At 47.0% G+C, this 22,913-nt stretch carries 18 protein-coding genes; 10 read left to right on the forward strand and 8 right to left on the reverse strand.

The genetic code is table 11. The annotated features are described in order from the left end of the window. Positions 1-76: 76 nt before the first annotated feature. On the reverse strand, positions 77-691 hold the full coding sequence (locus tag U0033_RS32575) for a porin family protein (protein WP_072362999.1): 615 nt from the start codon (positions 689-691) through the stop codon (positions 77-79). 310 nt (positions 692-1,001) lie between these two features. On the opposite strand from U0033_RS32575, the gene rmuC reads away from it, so the two are divergent. The 9 genes from rmuC (at position 1,002) to U0033_RS32620 (ending at position 16,702) form a co-directional block, all read left to right on the forward strand. After that, on the forward strand, positions 1,002-2,393 hold the full coding sequence (gene rmuC / locus U0033_RS32580) for a DNA recombination protein RmuC (RefSeq protein ID WP_072362998.1): 1,392 nt from the start codon (positions 1,002-1,004) through the stop codon (positions 2,391-2,393). A 169-nt stretch (positions 2,394-2,562) separates the two neighbouring features. Next, positions 2,563-3,255: a basic secretory protein-like protein gene (locus U0033_RS32585; RefSeq protein ID WP_072362997.1), complete on the forward strand. Its 693-nt coding sequence runs from the start codon at positions 2,563-2,565 to the stop codon at positions 3,253-3,255. A 102-nt stretch (positions 3,256-3,357) separates the two neighbouring features. Next, the gene (locus U0033_RS32590; protein ID WP_072362996.1) at positions 3,358-5,568 is read left to right on the forward strand and encodes a transferrin receptor-like dimerization domain-containing protein; all 2,211 of its coding nucleotides are present in this window, start codon (positions 3,358-3,360) and stop codon (positions 5,566-5,568) included. A gap of 75 nt (positions 5,569-5,643) precedes the next feature. Continuing rightward, complete coding sequence (locus tag U0033_RS32595) at positions 5,644-9,300, forward strand: response regulator (protein ID WP_326980859.1); 3,657 nt, start codon at positions 5,644-5,646, stop codon at positions 9,298-9,300. 26 nt (positions 9,301-9,326) lie between these two features. Then, positions 9,327-9,686, forward strand: a complete 360-nt coding sequence (locus U0033_RS32600; RefSeq protein ID WP_072362994.1) for a response regulator — start codon at positions 9,327-9,329, stop codon at positions 9,684-9,686. A gap of 320 nt (positions 9,687-10,006) precedes the next feature. After that, complete coding sequence (locus U0033_RS32605; RefSeq protein ID WP_072362993.1) at positions 10,007-10,498, forward strand: sigma factor; 492 nt, start codon at positions 10,007-10,009, stop codon at positions 10,496-10,498. Between the two features lie 64 nt (positions 10,499-10,562). Continuing rightward, positions 10,563-11,891 carry a FecR family protein gene (locus tag U0033_RS32610; RefSeq protein WP_072362992.1) on the forward strand — a complete coding sequence of 443 codons (1,329 nt, stop codon included), beginning with the start codon at positions 10,563-10,565 and terminating at the stop codon, positions 11,889-11,891. Between the two features lie 227 nt (positions 11,892-12,118). Further along, complete coding sequence (locus U0033_RS32615; RefSeq protein ID WP_083571635.1) at positions 12,119-15,358, forward strand: SusC/RagA family TonB-linked outer membrane protein; 3,240 nt, start codon at positions 12,119-12,121, stop codon at positions 15,356-15,358. Between the two features lie 3 nt (positions 15,359-15,361). Next, positions 15,362-16,702 carry a RagB/SusD family nutrient uptake outer membrane protein gene (locus U0033_RS32620; RefSeq protein WP_072362990.1) on the forward strand — a complete coding sequence of 447 codons (1,341 nt, stop codon included), beginning with the start codon at positions 15,362-15,364 and terminating at the stop codon, positions 16,700-16,702. On the opposite strand, the gene U0033_RS32625 is transcribed toward U0033_RS32620, so the two are convergent. From U0033_RS32625 to U0033_RS32655, 7 genes are all read right to left on the reverse strand, one after another. Continuing rightward, positions 16,674-17,741, reverse strand: a complete 1,068-nt coding sequence (locus U0033_RS32625) for a hypothetical protein (RefSeq protein ID WP_072362989.1) — start codon at positions 17,739-17,741, stop codon at positions 16,674-16,676. The genes U0033_RS32620 and U0033_RS32625 overlap by 29 nt on opposite strands. 73 nt (positions 17,742-17,814) lie before the next feature. After that, positions 17,815-18,030, reverse strand: coding sequence for a hypothetical protein (locus tag U0033_RS32630; RefSeq protein ID WP_072362988.1), 216 nt, complete (start codon positions 18,028-18,030; stop codon positions 17,815-17,817). Between the two features lie 76 nt (positions 18,031-18,106). Next, positions 18,107-18,520: a MauE/DoxX family redox-associated membrane protein gene (locus U0033_RS32635; RefSeq protein ID WP_072362987.1), complete on the reverse strand. Its 414-nt coding sequence runs from the start codon at positions 18,518-18,520 to the stop codon at positions 18,107-18,109. Positions 18,521-18,607: 87 nt separating this feature from the next. Further along, positions 18,608-19,018, reverse strand: coding sequence for a hypothetical protein (locus tag U0033_RS32640; RefSeq protein ID WP_072362986.1), 411 nt, complete (start codon positions 19,016-19,018; stop codon positions 18,608-18,610). Between the two features lie 88 nt (positions 19,019-19,106). Then, entirely contained in the window at positions 19,107-20,165 is a 1,059-nt protein-coding gene (locus U0033_RS32645) for a response regulator (protein ID WP_072362985.1), read from the reverse strand. 17 nt (positions 20,166-20,182) lie between these two features. After that, complete coding sequence (locus tag U0033_RS32650; RefSeq protein WP_072362984.1) at positions 20,183-21,403, reverse strand: PAS domain-containing sensor histidine kinase; 1,221 nt, start codon at positions 21,401-21,403, stop codon at positions 20,183-20,185. 65 nt (positions 21,404-21,468) lie between these two features. Continuing rightward, on the reverse strand, positions 21,469-22,332 hold the full coding sequence (locus tag U0033_RS32655) for an alpha/beta hydrolase (RefSeq protein WP_072362983.1): 864 nt from the start codon (positions 22,330-22,332) through the stop codon (positions 21,469-21,471). 179 nt (positions 22,333-22,511) lie between these two features. On the opposite strand from U0033_RS32655, the gene U0033_RS32660 reads away from it, so the two are divergent. Further along, positions 22,512-22,901: a hypothetical protein gene (locus U0033_RS32660; protein ID WP_072362982.1), complete on the forward strand. Its 390-nt coding sequence runs from the start codon at positions 22,512-22,514 to the stop codon at positions 22,899-22,901. The last annotated feature ends 12 nt before the right edge of the window (positions 22,902-22,913 follow it).

Consider the following 22,913-nt stretch of genomic DNA (forward strand, 5'->3'; position numbering starts at 1 on the left):
AAAACCCATTTTCAGGGAAAAAAAAGCGGGCCGGCACAATTGTGCCGGCCCGCAATATGTTAGGACGGGATGAACATTATTTAATGTTAATACCCATACCGAATGTAATCTGCTGAGAATGCCAGTGAACGTCAGTACGGTCAGCCGGATGTACATTCAGTACATCGTTGATACCGTATACATAACGGCCAAAGAAATGTACGGTAGATACTGCCACCTGTACACCTAACACAGCACCGATATCATTTTTCACTAATGCATCCCTGTTGCCTTTGAAGATGTTTTCATCAGCATTTACGAGATAGCTATACTGTCCGCCTGCCAGGATAGTAAAATTTTTGATCGGGCTGTAACGCAGTAACAATGGCACCGTGATATAGCTGAGCTGTAACTTGTCATTACCATAAGTGTTTCTGTCAGAAACGAAGTAAGTAGCAAAGTTGCTTGCTTTTTTAGCTGATGCCTGAGTAAAGAGCAGTTCTGGCTGGAAGCCCCATTTCCCATCTTTTGACAGATCCCAGAAGGCATACAAACCACCCTGGAAACCTGGCTTAACCCCGTTTGCCATGCCATCTCCCTGAATACTGGAAAACATCAGGCTGGCTTTTAAACCGTAATGAAATGTTTGCGCTTTGGAAGCCGTTCCAATAAACAGTGATAAAACACCTGCCAGTAACAATCCTTTTTTCATAGATTTTATTTGCTATTTGACAATTTTATTATTTTGAAGGGTGAAAAAAGGCTCCTCCCTTTAAAATATGACCTAAAATTTATTCGCGGGCAAACTTACGTAATTCATCATAATACATAATTATAATTAAATTAAAGTTTGTCAGGTTTTTAGATCACCTTTTGCGAATTGAGTTTAAAAAGTTCTGACTTAATAGGATGAATGGGGTTAAATTATCTATGAATAAACGGAATTAATCCTTGAATAACCAGAAGACGTCGCTCGGTTATTTTTCAGTATTATTGCACGAAATTCCTTTTTTCGCTTATATATGGAGATTATTATCATTGTTGTGCTTTCTTTAGCGATTATCGTGTGGCTGCTTTTTACCATACATCAACACAGGACCCGCATTGCTGTTATGGAGGCCCAGATGGGTTCCGGCAACCAGGCTGTGGACCTGATAAAACAGGAGGTACAGGAAAAAAAAGCATTGGCAGAAGAGCTGAATGCCCGTATGCAGATCTTACTGCAGGAAAATATCCGTCTTCATAGTGATGCAGAAGCCCGTGAAATTCGCTTGCGGGAACAGCAGAATTTTATTGAACAATCTAACCTGCAGCTCAGGGATGCTTTCAGTGCCTTATCTACAGAGGCTTTGAAACATAATAATAGTTCCTTTGTCACGCTGGCCAAAGCAGCACTCGAAACGCAGCTCACAGATGCCAAAGGAGACCTGGAAAAGCGGCAGCAGGCGATTGACAGCATGGTGAAACCACTGAGTGATAGTTTGCAACGCTTTGACGAAAATATGCGACAGCTGGAAAGTAGCCGTCAGCAACAGTATGGGCAGATTAACCAATTTATATTGGGCGTTCAGCAAAGTACAGAGAAGTTGCAGAAAGAAACGCATAGTTTGGTGAGTGCACTGAAGACGTCTCATATTCGGGGGCGTTATGGAGAGATTGCATTGCGGAGGGTCGTTGAGTTCGCTGGTATGACCGAGCACTGTGATTTTAGTGAGCAGGTATCTGTGAATAGTGATGATGGGCAGCTACGTCCGGATATGATTATCAGACTGCCGGAAGGGAAGACGATCATCGTGGATTCCAAGGTGCCGCTGAGTGCATATATGCGGGCGTTTGAAACGGAGAATGAGGAAGAGCGGAAAGTGTTGCTTGCGCAACATGCTTACGCGGTGAAAGATCACCTGAAGAAACTGAGTGCAAAAGCATATTGGAGCCAGTGGAAAGATTCACCGGATTATGTGATCCTGTATATGCAGATTGAATCTTCTTTTGGAGCGGCATTGCAGGCAGATCCAACATTGATAGAAGAAGGGATCAGGAGTAAGGTGGTGTTTGCAACACCGACAACGCTGATTACTTTATTGCGGACGGTGGGATTTGTATGGCAACAATTGCATGTGGCGGAGAATATTGATGAAATTAGAAATGCAGGTATCGAGCTGTATAACAGAACTGGTATGCTGGTCAAACATTTTGCAGCTATCGGGGGCAGTTTGACGACTGCTGTAGGGCATTATAATAGTGCGGTAGCCAGCCTGGAAAGCCGGTTTATGCCGCAGGCACGAAGGCTGCAGAACCTGGGGCCTGCTGTGAAAACGCAACTTTCGGATTTGAAACCCGTGGAGACAGCTGTCAGGCAATTGCCGGAACAACTGGGAGATGGTGAGAACGGGGAAATACCCAATGAAAATTAAAATATAAATTATTTATTTTGTGCCTGCAGGATGCTTAGCCGGCCGCAGGCAAAAAGCCGTTCGCGAACAGATCATTTTTTGCCAAAGGTAAAATTGGTCTCTTCGCCGGTAATTCGCTTGCAAAGGCAAAACAGCTGCGTATTTTTTATTTATTAAACCACCCACGTAAATGGTCTACTCAATTAAAGGTCTGAAAAGAACTATAGGCATCCTATGCCTATCAGCGAGCCTGCTCCCCGCGTCAACCCGGGCACAGGACAAGACAGCAACCATCAGCCGTAAAGGTTATACCCTTGTCTTCACTGACAAGAGCCCCGACCTCGACTCCACAGTCAGGGCACGACTGATCAGCACCTTCTTCACCGTTTATCCGGCCGAAGCGAAGAAGTACAATAAAAACACCATCAAAAAAGTAGCATTCGTGATCGATCCTGCTTATGACGGTGTAGCTGCTACCAGCGGTTCTGTCATTACGTACAACCCGGAATGGTTCCGCAAGCATCCGGGCGATATTGATGTTGTTACGCACGAAGCAATGCACGTGGTGCAGGCTTACCCGGAGTATAACCCAGGCTGGCTGACCGAAGGCATTGCCGATTATGTACGCGCTACAATGGGCGTAGACAATCCGGGTGCTAACTGGACCCTGCCGGAATACAATGAGAAGCAATCTTATAAGAATGCGTACCGCATTACGGCGCGCTTCCTGATCTGGCTGGAAAAGCACAAGAACAAAGACCTGGTGGTGAAACTGGATAAGGCTATGCGTACCAATACTTACACGGATGGGATCTGGAAGGAACTGACCGGGAAGACGGTAGATGAATTGTGGAGTGAGTATGGTGCGAACCCGGCACTGTAGAGTGGGATCAAAAAGCCCCGGCCCTGTTGAAAAAGGCAAATAGTCTACTGATTTAATATAGTATATTTGTAAGGCACCTTTTATCAACTAAAAAAAACATACATGCAAACCCGTAATATTACTTGTGTATTGTCTGTTTTCCTGAGTTATGCCACGCTAACGACTGCGCAGCAACAACCAATCACTGGTTACAGCAGCAGCGAAACCGCCGCACAGCTTCAGCTGGAGACCCGCTTCGACAAACTGCTTTCCGCAGCAGAAATAGGAGATCACATCAAAAATTATTCTGCTTACCCACATCATATCGGCTCTGCCCGTGGAAAGGCAGTGGCCGAAGACATTGCTGCCAAATTTAAAAGCTATGGCTGGGATGCCAGCATCGTTACTTACAAGGTGCTCTTCCCAACTCCTAAAACAAGAGTGCTGGAGCTAAGCGGCCCCACTCCCTATAAAGCTGTACTCAAAGAGCCTGCATTGAAAGAAGACGGCACTTCTGCACAGGACGGACAATTGCCGACTTACAATGCATGGAGCGCGGATGGTAATGTAAACGGGGAACTCGTATTTGTTAACTACGGGTTACCTGAAGATTATGAATGGCTGGAAAGACAGGGCATTGATGTAAAAGGCAGGATCGTTATCGCTAAATACGGGCATAGCTGGAGAGGGATCAAACCCAAGGTAGCACAGGAACACGGTGCGATTGGGTGTATCATCTATTCAGATCCGGCAGATGACGGTTATACCCAGGGGGATGTATATCCTAAAGGAGCCTATAAAAACGAATACGGGGTTCAGCGGGGATCAGTCATGGACATGGTAGTGTACCCCGGCGACCCGCTTACACCGGGTACCGGGGCTACGGAGTCTGCAAGCAGGCTGGATCGTACACAGGCGAAGAACCTGATCAAAATACCGGTATTACCGATCAGTTACCACGATGCACAACCATTGCTCAAAAGCCTGGAAGGCCCTGTAGCACCCGCAGGATGGAGAGGAACTTTACCCATCACTTATCACATTGGCCCCGGCGTAGGAAAGGTACACCTGGAACTGTCTTTTGACTGGAAACTGGTACCTGCCTATAATGTAATTGCCAAACTGAAAGGTGCCAAATACCCCGATCAATGGGTGATCAGGGGCAACCATCACGATGCCTGGGTAAATGGGGCTTCTGACCCGATCAGTGGAATGGCGGCTGAACTGGAAGAAGCAAAGGCCATTGGCCAGCTGGTAAAAGAAGGTTATCAGCCGGCACGTACACTGGTGTATTGTGCCTGGGATGGTGAGGAGCCTGGATTGCTGGGATCTACCGAGTGGGTAGAAGATCATGCGCAGGAACTGCAACAGAAAGTGGTGGCTTACATCAACAGTGATGGTAACGGTCGTGGCTTTTTGTATGCCGGTGGCTCGCATGCGCTGGAACCACTGATGGCAGGTATTGCACAGGCGGTGACAGATCCGCAGACAAAAGTGAGTATCTATGAACGTAAGAAGGCCGCTGATGCAACGAAGGCTGGTAATGCCAAAGCAAAGAAAGAATTGCTGCAGCAACAGCAACTGACAATGTCAGCACTGGGTGCTGGTTCTGACTATTCATCCTTTTTACAGCACCTGGGCATCCCTTCCCTGAATATAGGTTTTGGTGGTGAAGATGAAGGTGGCGATTACCACTCCATCTTTGATAGCTGGGATCACTATCGCCGTTTCGGAGATCCGGAATTTGCCTATGGGGTTGCATTGGCGCAGACTACGGGCAGGGCTGCATTACGCCTGGCAGATGCACCAGTCCTGCCTTTTAACTTCAGCAACCTGCAAAAAACGATTGCCGGATATGTAAAGGAACTGGATGCGCTGGTCACTACTATGCGTGAAAATACAACGATCGAAAATGAACTGATCCGCAGTCGCCAGTACGATCTGGCTGCAGATCCACAAGACAAAATCAAGGGGCCGGCACCGAAGGCAGAAGTTCCTTACCTGGATTTTTCTCCTTTGCAGAATGCATTGGTCATACTGGATTCTGCCGCACATCATGCGAACGTAAAGGCAGCAGGTGCAGGTGATAAGGCGGCCATTAACCAGGCACTTTATCAGGCGGAACAACAGTTGTTGGTAGCCGGTGGATTACCACGGAGAGACTGGTTTAAGCATACCATCTATGCGCCGGGTTTCTACACGGGTTATGGTGTGAAAACGATACCGGGTGTGAGAGAAGCAATAGAGCAGCGGAATTGGAAAGAGGCGCAGGAACAGATTGCGATCGTAGCGGGCGCTATTAATAAACTGGCGAATTACCTGGAAAAAATATAAGGTCATTTTCCGTTTTCAAAAAAAGAGCTTGTATCAGGTAAGATGCAAGCTCTTTTTTTTTACCTAACATATAATGTGGCACTATATTTACGACCTTATACACCGCACAACAACGAATGGATGAAAACTAGTTCTACTTTCAGGAGAAATCTTTTGATTGGTTTCGGCTTATCCTTATTCCTGCTGATCATCAGTTCAGTCGCATCATTTTTCAGTATTAAGAACCTGATGGATAGCGCGGCACTGGTAGATCACACTAACCAGGTGATCATGGGCCTTGAAAATACGATCTCCTATATGAAGGATGGGGAAACAGGACAACGTGGCTACCTGCTTACCGGCAATGAAGATTTTCTTGATCCTTACAAGGGAGCTTACGACAGTGCTATTGCAGGATTGCAACAGGTGAGGCTCCAAACTGTGGATAATCCTCCACAACAAACCTCAGTAGAACAGTTACGCCTCCTCATTATGAGGAGACAACAGCTCCTCCAAAGATCCGTTGAAGCAAAAAAAATGGGCAGGGGAATTAGCTATGATACGCTGCAAAGTGGGCGTTTAATCATGGACGATGCCCGCAATATTGTAAAGACGATGGAGGCGCGGGAGAGAAAGCTTTTGCAGGATCGTACGGACAGGTTGAACCGGGTGTCCGGCTATACGCCTATCCTCATTGTGATTGCAGCCATCCTGGCCCTGATGATCACTTCTGTGTTTTACGTCCGTGTAAAACGTGACTTCGATGTCCGCACCGGATTACAACATGCCTTAGAAGCAAAAGACCGGGAAATAACCCGTCGTATAGATATCATACGTAACATCGCTGAGAAAATCTCGGCAGGTGAATATGCTACACGTGTGAATGATGAGGAGAAAGACGGACTGGGTAATCTGTCTTTCTCCCTCAATAAAATGGCTGCTTCTCTCGAAACCTCATTCAACCTGCTGGGCGATAAGGAATGGCTCCAGACAGGTGTGGCAGGCTTGAACAATAAGATGGTAGGGGAAAAAACGGTAGAAACGTTAACTGCTCACATTATTGAATTCCTGGCAGAATATACCCATAGCCAGGTGGGTGCTTTGTATGTAAATGAATCCAATAAAAAATTGCGGCTATCCGGTAGTTATGCGTTTGTACCTGGTGCTGACAGGGAAGAAATCATTTTCGGTCATGGGCTGGTGGGCCAGTGTGCGGCCAGTGCCAGAACGATTTTAATCACTGATGTGACGCCTGAAAACATCAGCATCAGCTATGCTTCCGGCGAGATAAAACCAACCAGTATCATTACTGTTCCTATCAATTACGAAGGTAGGATCAAAAGTGTGATTGAACTGGCAAGTCTCACTCCTTACACGACAAACGATGTCATTTTCCTGGAAGAGGTGAGTCACAACATAGGTCTGGCCATTATCACGGCAGAGAATCGCCGTCGCCTGCAGGAACTGCTGGAAGAAACACAGGCACAGTCAGAAGAACTACAAACCCAACACTCCGAACTCGAAAATATCAATACAGAACTGGAAGCGCAGGCCCAGAAACTCCAGGCATCTGAAGAGGAACTCCGCGTACAGCAGGAGGAACTGCAACAGGCCAACCAGGAACTGGAAGAACGCTCCCGCATGCTGGAAGACAGGAACCAGGTAATTGTAGAACGTAACCTGGAGATCCAGAAGAAAGCAGAGGAACTGGAAGTGAGTACCAAGTACAAATCAGAGTTCCTGGCGAATATGTCGCACGAACTGCGTACCCCGCTGAACTCTATCCTGTTGCTAAGCCGGCTGATAGCGGAGAATAATGAAGGCAACCTGCTGGAAGACCAGGTAGAATCTGCCCGTGTGATCCAGAGCTCCGGCAAGGGTTTACTGAACCTGATCGATGAGATCCTGGATCTTTCAAAGATCGAAGCGGGTAAAATGGACCTGGAGTTTGCCAACGTACCGGTACACGAGATCTGTACGGACATGGAATCCCTGTTTGCACCAATCGCCAGGGAAAAGAACCTGAGTTTTAATGTCAACATCCTGGCAGATGCGCCGGCATTGATCGAAACAGATAAAATGCGACTGGAGCAGATCCTGAAAAACCTGTTGTCCAACGCACTGAAGTTTACGGCGAAGGGAGGGGTGACACTGCAGGTAGGGCTGATGCCTGATCAGGCAACTTATGTACGCTTCGCCGTGAGAGATACGGGTATCGGTATTCCGAAAGACAAACAGGCCGTCATCTTCGAAGCCTTCCAGCAGGCCGATGGCTCTACCCGCCGTAAGTACGGTGGTACAGGACTTGGTCTTTCCATCAGCCGTGAACTGACAAGGTTACTCCATGGGGAACTGAAACTGGATTCCGAACCTGAACATGGCAGTGAATTCATGGTGATCATCCCGGTACATCCGGAAGAGGAGGAGAAGGAGTCAACACAGGAAGCGACCCAGGAACAGGCGGAAAAAGTATGGCAGGAGGCACAGCAACCTGTAGATAAATATGCAGACTTTATAGCGAGTGCTATTCCGGATGAAATTCCTGATGACAGGAACGACATTACCGCCAACGATAAGATCATCCTGATCGTAGAAGATGATACCAGTTATGCCCGCATATTGCTTGATTTTACCCGTAAACGTGGGTATAAAGGCATTGTGGCCGTAAGAGGTGACCAGGGCCTGGAATGGGCCTTAAAATACAAGCCGGTAGCGATCCTGCTGGATATAGTACTTCCTGTACAGAGTGGCTGGCAGGTAATGGATGCATTGAAGTCGAATCCGGCTACCCGTCATATTCCGGTACATATTGTATCGAGTATGGATGCCAAACGTGAAAGTTTGCAGAAAGGAGCGGTAGACTTCATTAACAAGCCACTGGCGCTGGAGCAGATGCCACGCATCTTTCAGCAACTGGAGGAAGCCCTGAGCAAAGGGCCAAAGAAGGTGCTGATTGTAGAGGAAAATCCCAAGCATGCGCAGGCACTGGCTTACTTCCTGGAAAACTTCAGTGTAAGTACAGAGATCACGGGTAATATTTCGAGCAGTATTACAGCCCTGCAAAAGCAGGATGTGAACTGTGTGATCCTGGATATGGGAGTACCTGACCAGCATGCGTACGAAACACTGGAAACGGTGAAGAATAATCCGGGCCTGGAAAATCTGCCCATTATTATCTTTACGGGTAAGAACCTGTCTCGTGCAGAGGAAAACAGGATCCGTCAGTATGCAGATAGTATTGTGATCAAGACGGCACATTCTTATCAGCGTATGCTGGATGAGGTGGCGTTGTTCCTGCATCTGGTAGAGGAAAAGGGCGGGCAGAAGCCGGGCCGCAAGCAACTGGGGAGCCTGAAGGAAGTATTGAATGGAAAGACGGTGCTGATTGCAGACGATGATGTGCGGAATATATTCTCCCTGACGAAGGCGCTGGAGCAGCATAAGATGAAGATCGTATCGGCACTGGATGGTAAAGAGGCGATGCAGCAGCTGGAAAATAACGGGGAAATCGACATTGTACTGATGGATATGATGATGCCGGAGATGGATGGGTATGAAACGATCCGTAGGATCAGGCAGGTACCGAGATATAGGCATTTGCCAATACTTGCGGTAACGGCAAAGACGATGATTGGGGATAGGGAGAAATGTATCCGGGCAGGTGCTTCTGATTATATTTCCAAACCTGTGGATATAGACCAGCTGGTGTCTTTACTGCGGGTATGGTTGTATGATAATTCCCGTAATGCATAAGAAATCCCGAAACGCAAAAAAGACGAATGAAAAAAATTCTGATCATAGATGATGACGCGCGTAACATATACGCATTAAGGCTGGTATTGAAGGCAAGAGGATTTGAGGTATTAACGGCAGTGGATGCCCCGGCAGGATTACAGGTACTAAGAGATGAAAAGGATGTGCACGTGGTACTGATGGATATGATGATGCCGGAAATGGATGGATATGAAGCCTTGTCCATTATGCGGAATGACCCGGCACTGGAAGCGATCCCGGTGATAGCGGTAACGGCGCAGGCGATGGTGGGAGACCGGGAGAAATGCCTGGCGGCAGGGGCGAACGGGTATGTGAGCAAGCCGATAGATGTGGATGTGCTGTTAGAATTGCTGGGGCAACAATGAGTACAATAGGCGCAGTAACAAGGACCTGATTTTCATGGTCTCCTTTTTCGAAGGGTGCTTTTTTGTACCTGGATAATTTTAAAAAATCCCCCGAAAAAGTAAATCGTTAAAGCAATAAAGTAACCGTTCTTCAGTTAATAGATCGTAGGTTTACCGCGGTTTTACAGGGGAATTTTACAGAAATTTTTCTACCAGAATCAGCCATAGGCGGCCCCAAAAACGTAAAATATATGTGTTAACATGGTATTAACGTTGTGGCGATCAGGGAAATATGATATTTACGGTAATAACTGTTAACGTTTTTCCCAAAAACACGCTGTATGCAGTATATGGATGATTCGGCAATGCTGGCTGCCCTGAAAGGCGGAGATTTGAAAGCTTACCAATATTTCTTTATGAAATATTATAAGCCCTTATGCCTGAAGGCCAGGACGATGCTGACGGTAATGGAAGAGGCGGAGCAGCTGGTGCAGCACGTATTTGTGCAGGTGTGGGAGGAGCAGTTATATCTGGAAATAGACCACTCGATGGGTGGATATTTATATAAAATGGTTCACAACAGCTGTGTTAATCTGGTAAGAAAAAGTAATTCGAACGACCGCTTTTCAGCAGATCCCGGCTTACTGATGGTTCAACACGTTGAGTTCCCTTTGCCGGCACCCTATAACCAGGTAGAAATGAACGGAGCGCTGAGTCTTTCCCTGCCTGAGAAGGATGGAGGAGACCCATTCAGGAGAATGATGGAAAATGGTGTCCTATACGCTAAACAGTTATGCAGAGAAGTCCTCAGAACACTCAGGCTTCGCAAATAGTAATTATTAATGCCAACGAAAAACCTGTCGCCTGTAGTAGGTGGCAATTTTCTTTTTTAGCCCAATGATTCATAACGAAGAACATATCTTTCAACTGATACTTGAAAAGTTGAGCGGTGAAATCAGCCAGGAAAACCTCGACTACCTGAATAAGGCGGCCGCGGAAGATCCTAATGTGCAACGCTGTCTTGACGAAATGGAAGACGCATTGAAGGCGGCAGGTCCTGGCTTTATGAATGATTTGTACAATGAAATGGCCTGGGGAAAGGTAGTGTCTCTCCTGGAAGCAGATCCGGGGGAAGGAATGAAGATAGGAGAGCGTGGATTGGAGCTATCGGAAGAGCAACTGAAGTCGATGGAAGAGGAGAGGAGAACAGGAAAACAATCGGCGGAAAAACTTGTACAAACCCCTTCCGCATCTGCCATCCCTGAAGAACCCCTGGAAGCCTTCCCTGAGGATTTCCTCGAACAGGTAAATAACATCAAAAAATCCCCTGCAAAACGTTGGCTGGCGGCTGCCAGTTTCCTGCTAATAATTTCTATCGGTCTGTTTTTCCTGGTTTCAGGAAATAAGCGTGCTCCAAATGGGGGAATGGCCAATGCCGGTAGCGCTGGTATGGTCAAACTTCTTTTGGACAATGGCGATACCATTAGTCTGCCGGAAAACAATAGTGAAGACATTGCTGCTCAACAGGCAAAACTCCATCCGGTACCCGGTCAGCTTACCTTTACTTCCACCGGCAGTGCCAATGGCTGGAATACGCTGCTGGTACCCACCGGTCGTGATTACAGGGTGGTGCTGGCAGATGGCTCACAGGTACACCTCAACGCTTTCTCCCGCTTACGCTTTCCTTTTGCTTTCAATGGAAGCACGAGGGATGTATACCTGGAAGGAGAAGCTTATTTCAATATTGCGCCTGATGCCGGGCATCCTTTCATTGTTCACACGGGTGCAATCGATACCAGGGTACTGGGAACAGCATTTAATATAAATGCTTATTCGGATAGCATGGTAGTTACCTCCCTGGTTCAGGGTCGTGTAAGTACGGCCCGCAGTCATGAACCTGCTGTATTGCTGAAGCCTGGTATGGAAACGGTGTATTCAGCCGGACATTCGCAGGTCATGCGTGCATTTGATGAGAACATTACACTGGGATGGCGTAAGGGGGAGTATACTTATTATAACCAGTCACTCCGTTCACTTGATGCCGTGGTTCGCCATTGGTATGGTAAAACACTCGTTTTTGAAGATACTGCACTAACCCATAAAAAGCTCACAGGTGTGATAGAGAGAGACCATCCTGTCACCGAATTCCTCGATGGGCTGAAAAAAACTTCCGGAATATCATATCACATTACAGCAGAGAAGATTTATCTTAGCAGTAATAATTAAGCGTTCTTTACAATAAAAAAAATTCAATCAAGGCGTTCAATAAAGAGAAAAGCATTCAACAAGCGGGTGCTTTAAATTAAACGCATGCTATGAACACGTTCATTACTAAGGAAAACATTCTATAAGCCCGTTCAATTAAGACGAAAGCATATTACGTTGTGATATAAACTCAACCAATTCGACACTTGTCAGAAGAAGCCGACAAATCCGTACCTTAAAACTCAAGGATGGCCAAGCATGTTTGTAGCGCTATTGGAACCCTTTGTGTTTTGTGCCTTTTATTACTGCCGTCCACTGTTTTAGCCCAACCTGCTGATCACAGTGCAAAAGTAACGGTGGTGGGAAAACACCTTCCATTATCAGCTATCTTTAAAAGTATTTCTAAGCAGACCGGTTATTATTTTGTTTTCGACAATGCTATCCTGGATGAAACAGAAAAAGTGAATGCTCATTTTCGCAGGGTGCCATGGGAGCATGTTTTACAATTCGTTTTACAAGACAGAAAAATCAGCTGGACACTGCTGGGCAACAGGATTTTTTTACAAAAACCGGCCGTTGCCGATGCCAAACCTGTGCCTGCACCGGATACCCTACACTATGCAGTAAGGGGATCTATCAGAACAGATGGGGATCAACCCGTACCTGGTGTAACGGTGATGCTCAAAGGCAGTTCGCGTGGTATTACCACCGGGAACGATGGCGCTTTTGAACTAAGCCAGCTGCCCCGCAATGCTGTTTTACATATTTCATCCCTGGGCTTTGTCTCCCTGGATACTGTATTAACTCCTTTCTATCCGCATGTGATCCATTTGCGGGAAGCCGTGAGTAGTCTGGATGCCGCTGTCGTAATTGGTTACGGTGCCAGTAGCCGCCGATTGCTCACTGGAAATGTAAACCGTGTCAGCGCACAGCAGATCGGCAATCAGCCTGCTGTCAATCCCCTGACGACCCTGCAGGGACAGATCCCCGGCTTGCTCGTTATGAATACCAATGGTCTGCCGGGGGCAGAAATCAAAGTATTCATCAGGGGGCGTAATTCCATTGCTGCGGGTAATAATCCGCTCTTCATTGTGGATGGTGTTCCTTTCGACATTGCCCCACTGAATAAGATAGATGTGCTACAGGGTGCTATTCGCAGTATCAGCCCTTTTAACAGCATCAATCCTGCTGACATAGAAAGTGTCGATATTCTTAAAGATGCCGACGCTACGGCCATCTATGGCTCCCGTGGGGCCAATGGCGTTGTGCTTATCAGCACCAAAAGAGGAAAACCTGGCCCATCATTGCTGGAGCTGAACGTATACCAGGGAGGAGGGCGTACCGCTGGTACATTCAATATGCTGAACAGCAGTCAGTACCTGGCTATGCGCAGGAATGCTTTTAAAAATGACGGGGTGATACCCACCGCTGCCGAGGCACCAGACCTGTTGCTGTGGGATACGACCCTCAATATGAACTGGCAGAAATACCTGACGGGTGGCACGGCGCCTGTTACCAATGCCCAGCTGAGTTATGCCGGTGGCGATGAACTGACTACTTTCAGACTGGCAGGTAATTACTACAGGCAGGGTTCTGTATTGCCCGGGCCACTCAGCTATGGCAGAGGAGGCGGGCATTTTAGCATACAACATCACGATGTGAGTCAGCGTTTTGAAGTCAATAGTACTACCTTATTTACAACCGATAAGAACAGGAGTATTTCCAGCGATTTGTATTCTCTTATCAACCTGCCGCCTGACTATCCTATGCATGATCAGAACGGAAATTTCTACTGGGGTACTTACCTCGATAACCCGGCAGCGTATTTAATACAACATGCGAATAGTGAAACCAACAATTTATTGAGTAACCTTGTGCTGCGCTATCGTTTGCTACCGGGCTTCTATCTCAGGATGAGCGGAGGCTATGCCCGTATTGATATGCGGCAGTTATTTACCTTCCCCCTGTCATCACAGGATCCTGCATTTGCTACCGGCAGTTATATGCGGGTGGCGGAGAACCGGCGGGCTGGATATATCATAGAACCGCAGGCAGATTATACCCTGCGCATTGCAAAGGGAAGTTTGCATGCGCTGGTGGGCGGCACCTTTCAGCGTACCAAAAGCTCGGGGCAGTATGCAGAGGGGCGTGGTTATGGGGATGAAAGTAAGCTGGGTGCATTGTCTGCAGCGGATACCGTCATCCGGAAGCCGGATACCCGCGTTGAATATAGATACATCTCATTTTTTACACGATGGAATTACAACTGGCAGAATAAGTACCTGCTGAATGTTAGTTATAGAAGGGATGGTTCCTCCCGCTTCGGACCGGGTAAACAGTTCGGGGATTTTGGGGCCATCGGGGCTGCCTGGATCTTTTCTGAAGAGCCATGGATAAAGAGGTTGAACTGGCTGAGTTTTGGTAAGCTCCGTGTAAGTGGTGGCATTACGGGCAATGACCAGATCCCCGATTACCAGTATATGAGTAACTATGGTGTGAATGGAAATTATCAGAACAACAGTACGCTGACTCCATTGCGCATTGCTAATAATAAATATAGCTGGGAGGAAAGCAGGAAGCTGGAAGCTGCATTGGAACTGGGTTTCCTGCAAGACCGGTTTTTCTTTGCCCTGGCCCGGTATGAAAACTGGAGCAGCAACCAGCTGGTTGGCTACCAGTTACCGGGCATATCCGGCTTCGCCAGTTACCAGGCCAACCTGCCTGCTGTTGTGCGTAATAATGGCTGGGAAATAGAACTCACTGCTACCAATATACGACACCTGCGATTTAGCTGGAAGAGCAGCCTGAACGCAACTTTCTTTAATAACAAATTACAGTCATTTCCGGCACTGGCGGGATCTGCTTATGCAGGTACATTTACGATCGGGGAGTCTCTGAACATTGTGAGAGGATTTCATTTTCTGGGTATTAATCCGGAGACAGGGGTTGCCATGTTTGAAGATGTAAACAAAGATGGTGCGCTCTCCGCCGGGAACGATGTTGTGACGATCTCCAATAAGGATCCCCGTTATTACCTGGGATTGACAAACGATGTTACTTTCAGACAATTTTCAATGAGTTGCTTCCTGCAATATGTAAGGCAGCAGGGCCAGACATTGGCCAGTGCACCAGGTAGCCTGCGCAATGAAACTACAGACGCGCTCCGTCGCTGGCAGCAACCCGGGGATCAGACAGATGTGCAGCGGGCCAGTGCAACGCCGGGCAATGTAGCATTCGATCTTAACAGGAACCTGTCACTTTCCAATGCTGCCTATATGAATGCAAGTTACCTGCGGCTCAGGAATATCAGTCTCGCATATGAACTGCCTGCTCCCTGGATGAAACAGGTTCACCTGAGCAGATGCAGGGTCTATGCGGCGGGGCAGGATCTGTTCACTATTTCATCCTACAATGGTGCAAACCCGGAAACACAATTAGCATTGCCTCCACTGAAGATCATCACCGGAGGTATGCAGTTAACATTATAGTACATGGTATATGTAAGAATTATATTACTGGCATTTTGCCTGGTATCGTGCAGAAAATTGCTCACTGTTCCTACTACAGACAATGAGCAGAGTACGGAGGCTGTATTCAGTTCAGATGTAAGTGCAGATGCTGCTGTGGCGGATATTTATTACACCATGGGCATGTATTACAGTGGCAACCTGCTGTCTGTGATCAATGGAATGACTGCCGATGAGGGAGGCACACTCAATGGCTATTATCAGCGTTTTGTGAACAACAGTATCCCGGCAGATGACGCGCAGATCAGCCTGATCTGGAGTGCCTGTTACAAGGTTATATACCGCTGCAATGCGGTGCTGGAAGGACTGTCGCAGGCAAAAGGGCTCAACGCGGAGAAGGTACTGCAATGGAAGGGTGAAGCGATGTTTATGCGGGCTTTGTGTTATTATTACCTGGTGAATTGCTGGGGGGATGTGCCTTATATTACGACTACCGATGTGAATCAAACTGCCAGGGCTTCCCGTAACCGGGCAGACAGTATTTATCAATGGATGAAGAAGGACCTGGTGACAGCAATGGTTTTCCTGCCGGAGAGTAAGCCCGGTGCCGCACCGGTGCGGGCGGCGAAAGATGCGGCTATGGCGCTGATGGCAAGGGTTTGCCTGCAAAACCAGCAACCTGCTGCGGCAGAATTCTATGCCACGCAGGTGATCAGTTCAGGGAGGTATCGCCTGTGTGTACAGGATAGTACTTTCCTGTATAATAGTCCGCAGGCGATCCTGCAGATCTGGACCCAGGATGGGTATACCCTGCCGGGGCAGTTATTCCTGCCAGGGAATGATGGTACTTCTTATTACCCTTTATCTGCCACTATGATGGGGGGATTTGAAGATGGTGATTTGCGTAAAACGGCCTGGACCCGCTCATTTACTTATTCAGGAACCACTTATTATTACCCATATAAATATAAAAAACGGATGCCTGCCAGCGGGGAGGACAGGGAATACCTGGTGGTACTGCGCATAGCAGAGCAATACCTGATACGGGCAGAGGCAAGGGCGCAGCAGGAAAAATTTGCAGATGCGATTGCGGACCTGAACGAGATCAGGGGCAGGGCAGGATTGGATGCGCTGGATCCGAACGGTACCCGTACATCCACCATTGCTGCGGTGGCGCAGGAACGGAGGGTGGAACTCTTTTGTGAGTGGGGAGACCGCTGGCATTCGCTGCAGCGCACGGGAACCATGAATCAGGTACTGGGTGCGCTGAAACCCGGGTATTGGCAGGCTTGGGCGGCGTATTACCCCATTCCGCAGGGGGAACTGGATAAGGATCCTAATTTAATACAGAATCCCGGGTATTAATGACGTAACTATAGATGTAATCTCTGCCCTCTATGACCATTTTATCGTTGAAGATATAAATGTGGCGCACCTTCTCCGCCCGCACTGGCAGATAGAAGCTGCCCTGGTACTGATTGGTGTGCAGGTCATACTTATCAATGGCCGAATTACTGCTGAATTTACCTGCTTGTTCATGATCTCCTTTTAGCAGGGAGTGAATGAACAGCTTTCCATTGTATACAAAACTGGTATTGTTCACCAGCTGGTCCGGCCCCTGGCGGGTCAGCACGTTTTCATTGCGGGCGGTGGCTTCGGCCAGCTGGAAGCGGGAGTGTGTGGAGGTATCGATAGTATGACCTTCCTGTAATTTTTGCAGGGAGGTATCGAAGCTAAAATATTGATTGAGGTAGAAATAGGTATAGACCAGTTTTTTGCCTGTGGTATCATAAGTGAGGCTGCCGTCTGTGCTCATACCACCGTCCTGGTGCAGGGTGGAAAGGTTCTTTTCTACCGTGATCTCACTGGTGCTGGTATTTACTTTCAGGAATTGCTGGTCAGAGATTTTCCTGTCCAGTTTACGGAGAATGAATTGATCGGGGGCGATGGCATATGCTTTAGAATAACCGCCCGGTGGTAATCTGAATACCTGTGCAGGGCCACCGGAGAGGGGCAGGGTGATAATAGCCGGCAGGTTATAGGCATAGATATGAACGAAGGGAGAGTCGATGATGGTAAAGAAATATCTTTGCAGGGAATCGATGAGCCCCTTGGAGAGGGCCAGTTTAATGCGTTTGGACTGTTTGAAATGGTAGTCGGTACTGAGAATAAGAGTAGGGTCGGTTGTAGACAGGAAGATTTGTGTTGGGGTGGCACCGCTCACGAGCTGGATGCTGTCGCCGGTGGGCATATTGCCCAGTGGGGTCAGGAAGCTGGCCGGGAGGATGGTCCTGTCAAATCCGTTGCGTACTTTATTGGGTAGGGGCGCAGATTGCACCAGGAAGGTGACGATGATGATGGCGGAAAGGAACAGGGAGAGGAGAATGATAATTGCTTTGCGCATGGTAGAATAGAATATTATGGAAGGGGGTTAATGCTTTTCAGCATTAACCCCTGAAAATTTTAGGAATGTTGGATTATGGCATAAATATGAGATTATACCCATTGTTAACATCAACGGCACACATCTGGTTGTTGGCACCATAGCAATACATCCATTTGATATCGCTGGCAATAGCGGTTTTGTAGAATCCGTTCCACAAAACCCATGTAGTTAATTCTCTCCGGCTGGCAAACGCGGTACTTACTGCCAGAAGAGCAGCAATGAAGGTGATGCTCAGGGTCTTTTTCATGGTCTTAAGATTATTACTTTAGCTGATAAATGCCTACTCTTTTCTGCAGGTTTTCGGCGATCCCTGGTAACGTTTTTCAGCTTTGCTTTTTTACATGCAATAGCACCCCAATGATGGTCAGAATGATAAATGCTGAATTAAATATAATATGTGCCTGCCAGGAAAGGTGCTGAAGCACGCCTCCGCAGGAACAGGGTATATAGGGGCTATACCTTAGCATTGCGGCCAGGTAAAAGGTAAATAGGCAAAGGAGGAAAAAAGAGCAGTAAAGGCCTGCTAAACGTGTTTTATTACCCAACAACATACCTGCTATGAGGAGTTCTCCCAGGGGCAGTGCCCAGGAGACGATATTTGCGTATTGAGTGATAAAGGGGGATTGGCTGAGTTGCCGGTTAAATACAGTATAGTCCATCAGTTTGCTGATGCTGGTATATACAAACAGGAAGATCAGCAATGCTGATATAATTTCGATTAGTCGTTTTGTTGACATAGGGCTGGGAATCGGGGCTAATATAGGGCTAATTTTTAATTTGTATAAAAAAAATAAGGACCGCATTGCAGTCCTTATTTAAAATCTTCACCTGATATCTCGTTTTCTTACCTCCTGCGCCTGCAAGACCAGATTCACGGGAAAGTGCTCGTTCACGTATTCATCAAATCCTAATCCCAGTCTCCTCGCATCTCTTTCCATGTTTTCCAGCTTTTCCAGCATGTGCTGTTGGTGTCGCCTGATATGTTCCTCAGTAGAAAAATCGCTTTCATGTGGGGTTAACCAGGCTTGTTGTAAAGCCACCTCGTTGCGCAGCGCTTCAAATCGTGTGTCCATCTGAAGAAAAGAAGTATGGAAGTACTCCAGTTTTTCCAGGAGGGAACGATCAAAGTGAAACTGTAAAATATTGGCTAACTGGGTTTTAAGGTTGATATTCCGGTTTTCCAGTACGGCCAGTTGTTTTTTGCACCTATCAAGGGCATTGCGCAAGTCTTCCATCGCTAAAAATCTTATCAGTTCAAAGATACTTAGCGTCTGTTTGGCCAAACAGGATACGGGTCAGTAAGAAAACTGATTTTTATCATGCTTAGTTTACTAGATTAGCCAGCTTTTGTTCGTTAAGGATTGTGATTACCCCTTGTTTGATCTCCAGTAATTTCTCATCTCTGAAATCCCCCAGTGTTCTGATCATGGATTCTGTAGCTGTTCCTGCGATAGTAGCCAGATTTTCTCTGGAGATATCGATTGAGAATGGCTGATCCTTGGCCACGTGGTATTTCTTTTTGAGGAAGAGGAGGGCTTCTGCCACTTTCTTACGCAGGGAGCTGTAAGCGATGTGGAGCAGTTGCTGTTCTTTTTCGGTAATGTTTTTAGCCAGCAGGCGAATAAATTGCTGGGCAACTTCCCGGTTATTGTTGATGAGTGTTTCGAAGTCTTCTCTTGGAATGGCGGTCAGTTCACAATCGTCCAGTGCTTCTGCATTTTCGTGATAGTTACTGCCTTCCAGGAGGGCTACATAGCCCAGGAAGTCGCCGGCGCTATAGAGGTTGGCTGCCAGTTCTTTACCGTCATTATTTACTTTGTAGGTTTTTACCCTGCCTTTCTGTATGTAATAAAGGCTGGTTGGGCGGTTACCTTCCTGGTAAATGAGTTGTTTTTTCTTGAACCGGTCGGTGTTACCTTCTTCCATGAGGGTTTGCAGTGTATTCGTACCGGTTGCACTCGTCAACAGCTGTTGTAGTCCTTCCATATCTGACGTAAGTTCCAATTTCTTTACAGCGGCTTTTTTGAGCCTTCTCTCCACGGCATTCAGCAGGTCAGTACCACTGAATGGCTTAGTGATATAGTCGTCGGCTCCCATTTCCATCCCTTTACGGAAATCGCCACGTTCACTCTTGGCGGTTAGGAAGATAAAGGGGGTATCCTGAACATCAGGGTTCTTTTGCAGCAGGTGCAGTACCCCGTATCCATCCAGTACGGGCATCATGATATCACATACCACCAGGTCCGGTTGATGCTCCAGTGCCAGTTCTACGCCGGTTTTACCATTTTCAGCGGTTAATACTTTGTAGTTGGCCAGCTCAAGGATTTCGGCGGTGTTCTCGCGAATATCGTCGTTGTCTTCTATGAGTAAGATAGTTTTCATCAGTCGAGCGTTTTAAATTAAGATTGCAGAAAGGTCACTGTAAAGGTAGTACCTTTATTTAATTCACTCTTACATGTGATTTTTCCGTTCATCAATTCTGCGTATTTACTTACAATGTGCAGCCCTAATCCCGTACCCTGTATATTGCTGACATTGGTGCCCCTGAAAAACCGCTCAAACAAATGCTGTTGGTCCTCCTCGGAGATGCCTATACCGGAATCGCTTACTTCGAGTTTGATAATATGTCCTTTCTGAAGGGTGTTTACGCGGATCACCGCATGTTTTCCGGAGAATTTGATCGCATTACCCAATAAATTGAGCAAAATGTGTTTGATCAGCGAAGGATCTAATTTTACCTTGGAAGGGCCTTTATGTTCATATTCAATTTTCTGGCCTTCCTGTACAAGATCCTGCATTTCCTGGATTATTGCTGTGGTGTGTAGCTGCATATCGAAGGTGTTGCTTCTGACGGTGACACCTCCTTCTTCAATTTTGCCTACAGACAGGAAATCATTCAATACTTCGGTGAGCAGGGTCACGGAAGAGATGATTCTTTGTATATGTTTACTTCTTTTAGGTTGGTCTTCGGTATTAATGTATTGATTAACCAGGAAAGCTGAGGAAAGAATGGTACTCAGTGGTGTTCTGAATTCGTGGGATGCCATGGAAACGAAGCGGCTTTTCAGCTCACTCAGTTCTTTTTCCTTGTTCAGTGCTATCATCACCTCCTGCTTGGACTGTTCCAGTTGTTCCAGGGCATGGGTGAGTTGCTGGGTACGTTCAGCGATCTTCTGTTCCAGCTCGTTATGCATTTTTTCGAGCTTCTCTTCCGCCTTTTTCCTTTCGGTGATATTATTGATATAAGAGATGACGAAAGAGCCTTCTTCATGTTGGTATTGACTGAGACTGACTTCAACTGAGAATTCAGAGCCATCTTTTTTTAGTGCAAAAAGATCCATGCCGATACCCATAGGGCGGCTTTGGGGTTGGCTACTGAAGCCGTCGCGGTATTCTTCGTGTCTTGGCCGGAATCGCATGGGGAGGAGGCGCTCAATGGTCTGGCCAATGAGCTCTTCTCTTTGATAACCAAATTGTTCCAGGGCAAAATCGTTAATCAGGACGATCTCACCCTGCCGATTGGTCACCAGTATGCCAATGCTGGCAAAATTGAACAGCGCTTCAAAGCGTTGTAGTTCTTTATCGTATTCCTTTTTATACAGGTTGTTACCGTAGAGCATAGTTACAAGATCAGCCTTACAGCTGTAAAATTCCGCTACGGTGGGGTTAATGCATATGATGAGTGTCAGTGGTGCTGGTGATTATCATCATCGGCTATAGGGGCCAGCCATTTGGCGGCCAGCGAAGGCCATGTTTCGGCAGCTATGTTACCCTTGCGTAAACCATAACCATGACCGCCCTGTGACATAAAGTGCAGTTCTACAGGCACTTTTGCATCCCGAAGGGCACCTGCCATGACCAAAGCACTGTTGCCATAGGGATCGTCCGCAGTGGCAAACAGGAATATAGGAGGGGTATTGGCGTTTACTTTCAGCTCCGGTGTAAGGGAACGGTTTTCCCCCTTGTCCAGGTAAGCGGGGTAGATCAGGACACTGAAGGCTGGTTTGGCTGATTGCCTGTCTGCGTCATCTACTTTGGCGTAACTATCTGTATCATAGAGGGTACTGATGCGGGCACTGAGACTACCGCCGGCGGAAAAGCCCAGTACTCCTACTTTGTCAGGGTTGATTTTGTAGGCCGTGGCCCTGCTTTTTACGAGGCGGATGGCACGTTGCACATCCTGTAAGGCGCCTTGTTCTTTGTCAGGTACACGGTATTGTAACACGAATGCAGTGAAACCCAGGCTATTCAGCCATTTGGCTATTTCATATCCTTCGAGGTTGATAGCGAGTATTTTATAACCTCCACCAGGGCATATTACCACTGCTGCGCCATTTGGTTTGGCCGGCAGAAAGACCTGGAGAGTAGGGTCGGTCACGTCGGTGAGGCGCACCACACCGCGGGAAGAATCAGAAGTAGGATGAGCGGGTTGTTTCGGAGATGTCTCTCCGGGTACCTCGCCTGGCCATATATGAATAATGTCTTTATCCTGTGCAAATGCGTGCATACCAATGACTAATACTATGACAAGAAGCCGGATAGTTTTCATAAGTGGAAAAAGTATGGAATAAAAATAGACATTCTCAGATAGAAAAAAAATGTTTTAGGTCATGCTGTTTGACCTTATCTTCGTCAGACTCAAAATAACCAAATACTGTATCTATGAAAACATTGTTTTCCTGCATTGCGATGTAAGTTTCGATTGTTGTGTAACCAAATGGTTCCGTTATGCGTTTAATTACCATGCGAACCATTTACCTTATTCTGAGCGTAGCGCTGCTCAGCAGCTGTAGTAAGAAAACCACTCCGGGAGGAGACGGAGAATGTACCAAATATGCCATCGTACCCGTATCAAGGATTGAACATGTCAACGACAGCATCAAGGTGTATTTCCATGTCATGAGCGGCTGTGGACAATTTAATAAATTTATAGAAAAGGACTCCGCGGGTGCCCATATCGTAACAGTACAGGCAATTTATAAAGGCTGTATCTGCACCATGGATATTCCGGAGCGTTCCGCCACCTATAAATACATACCGACTAAGCCCGGTACTTCCTTCCTCACTTTCAGAGGAGAAGACGGTAACGATATCACGGAAACTATCGATGTAAGATAAAAAGGGGCTGGT

Origin of the sequence: Chitinophaga sancti (genome assembly GCF_034424315.1) — a bacterium.
GTDB lineage: Bacteria > Bacteroidota > Bacteroidia > Chitinophagales > Chitinophagaceae > Chitinophaga > Chitinophaga sancti.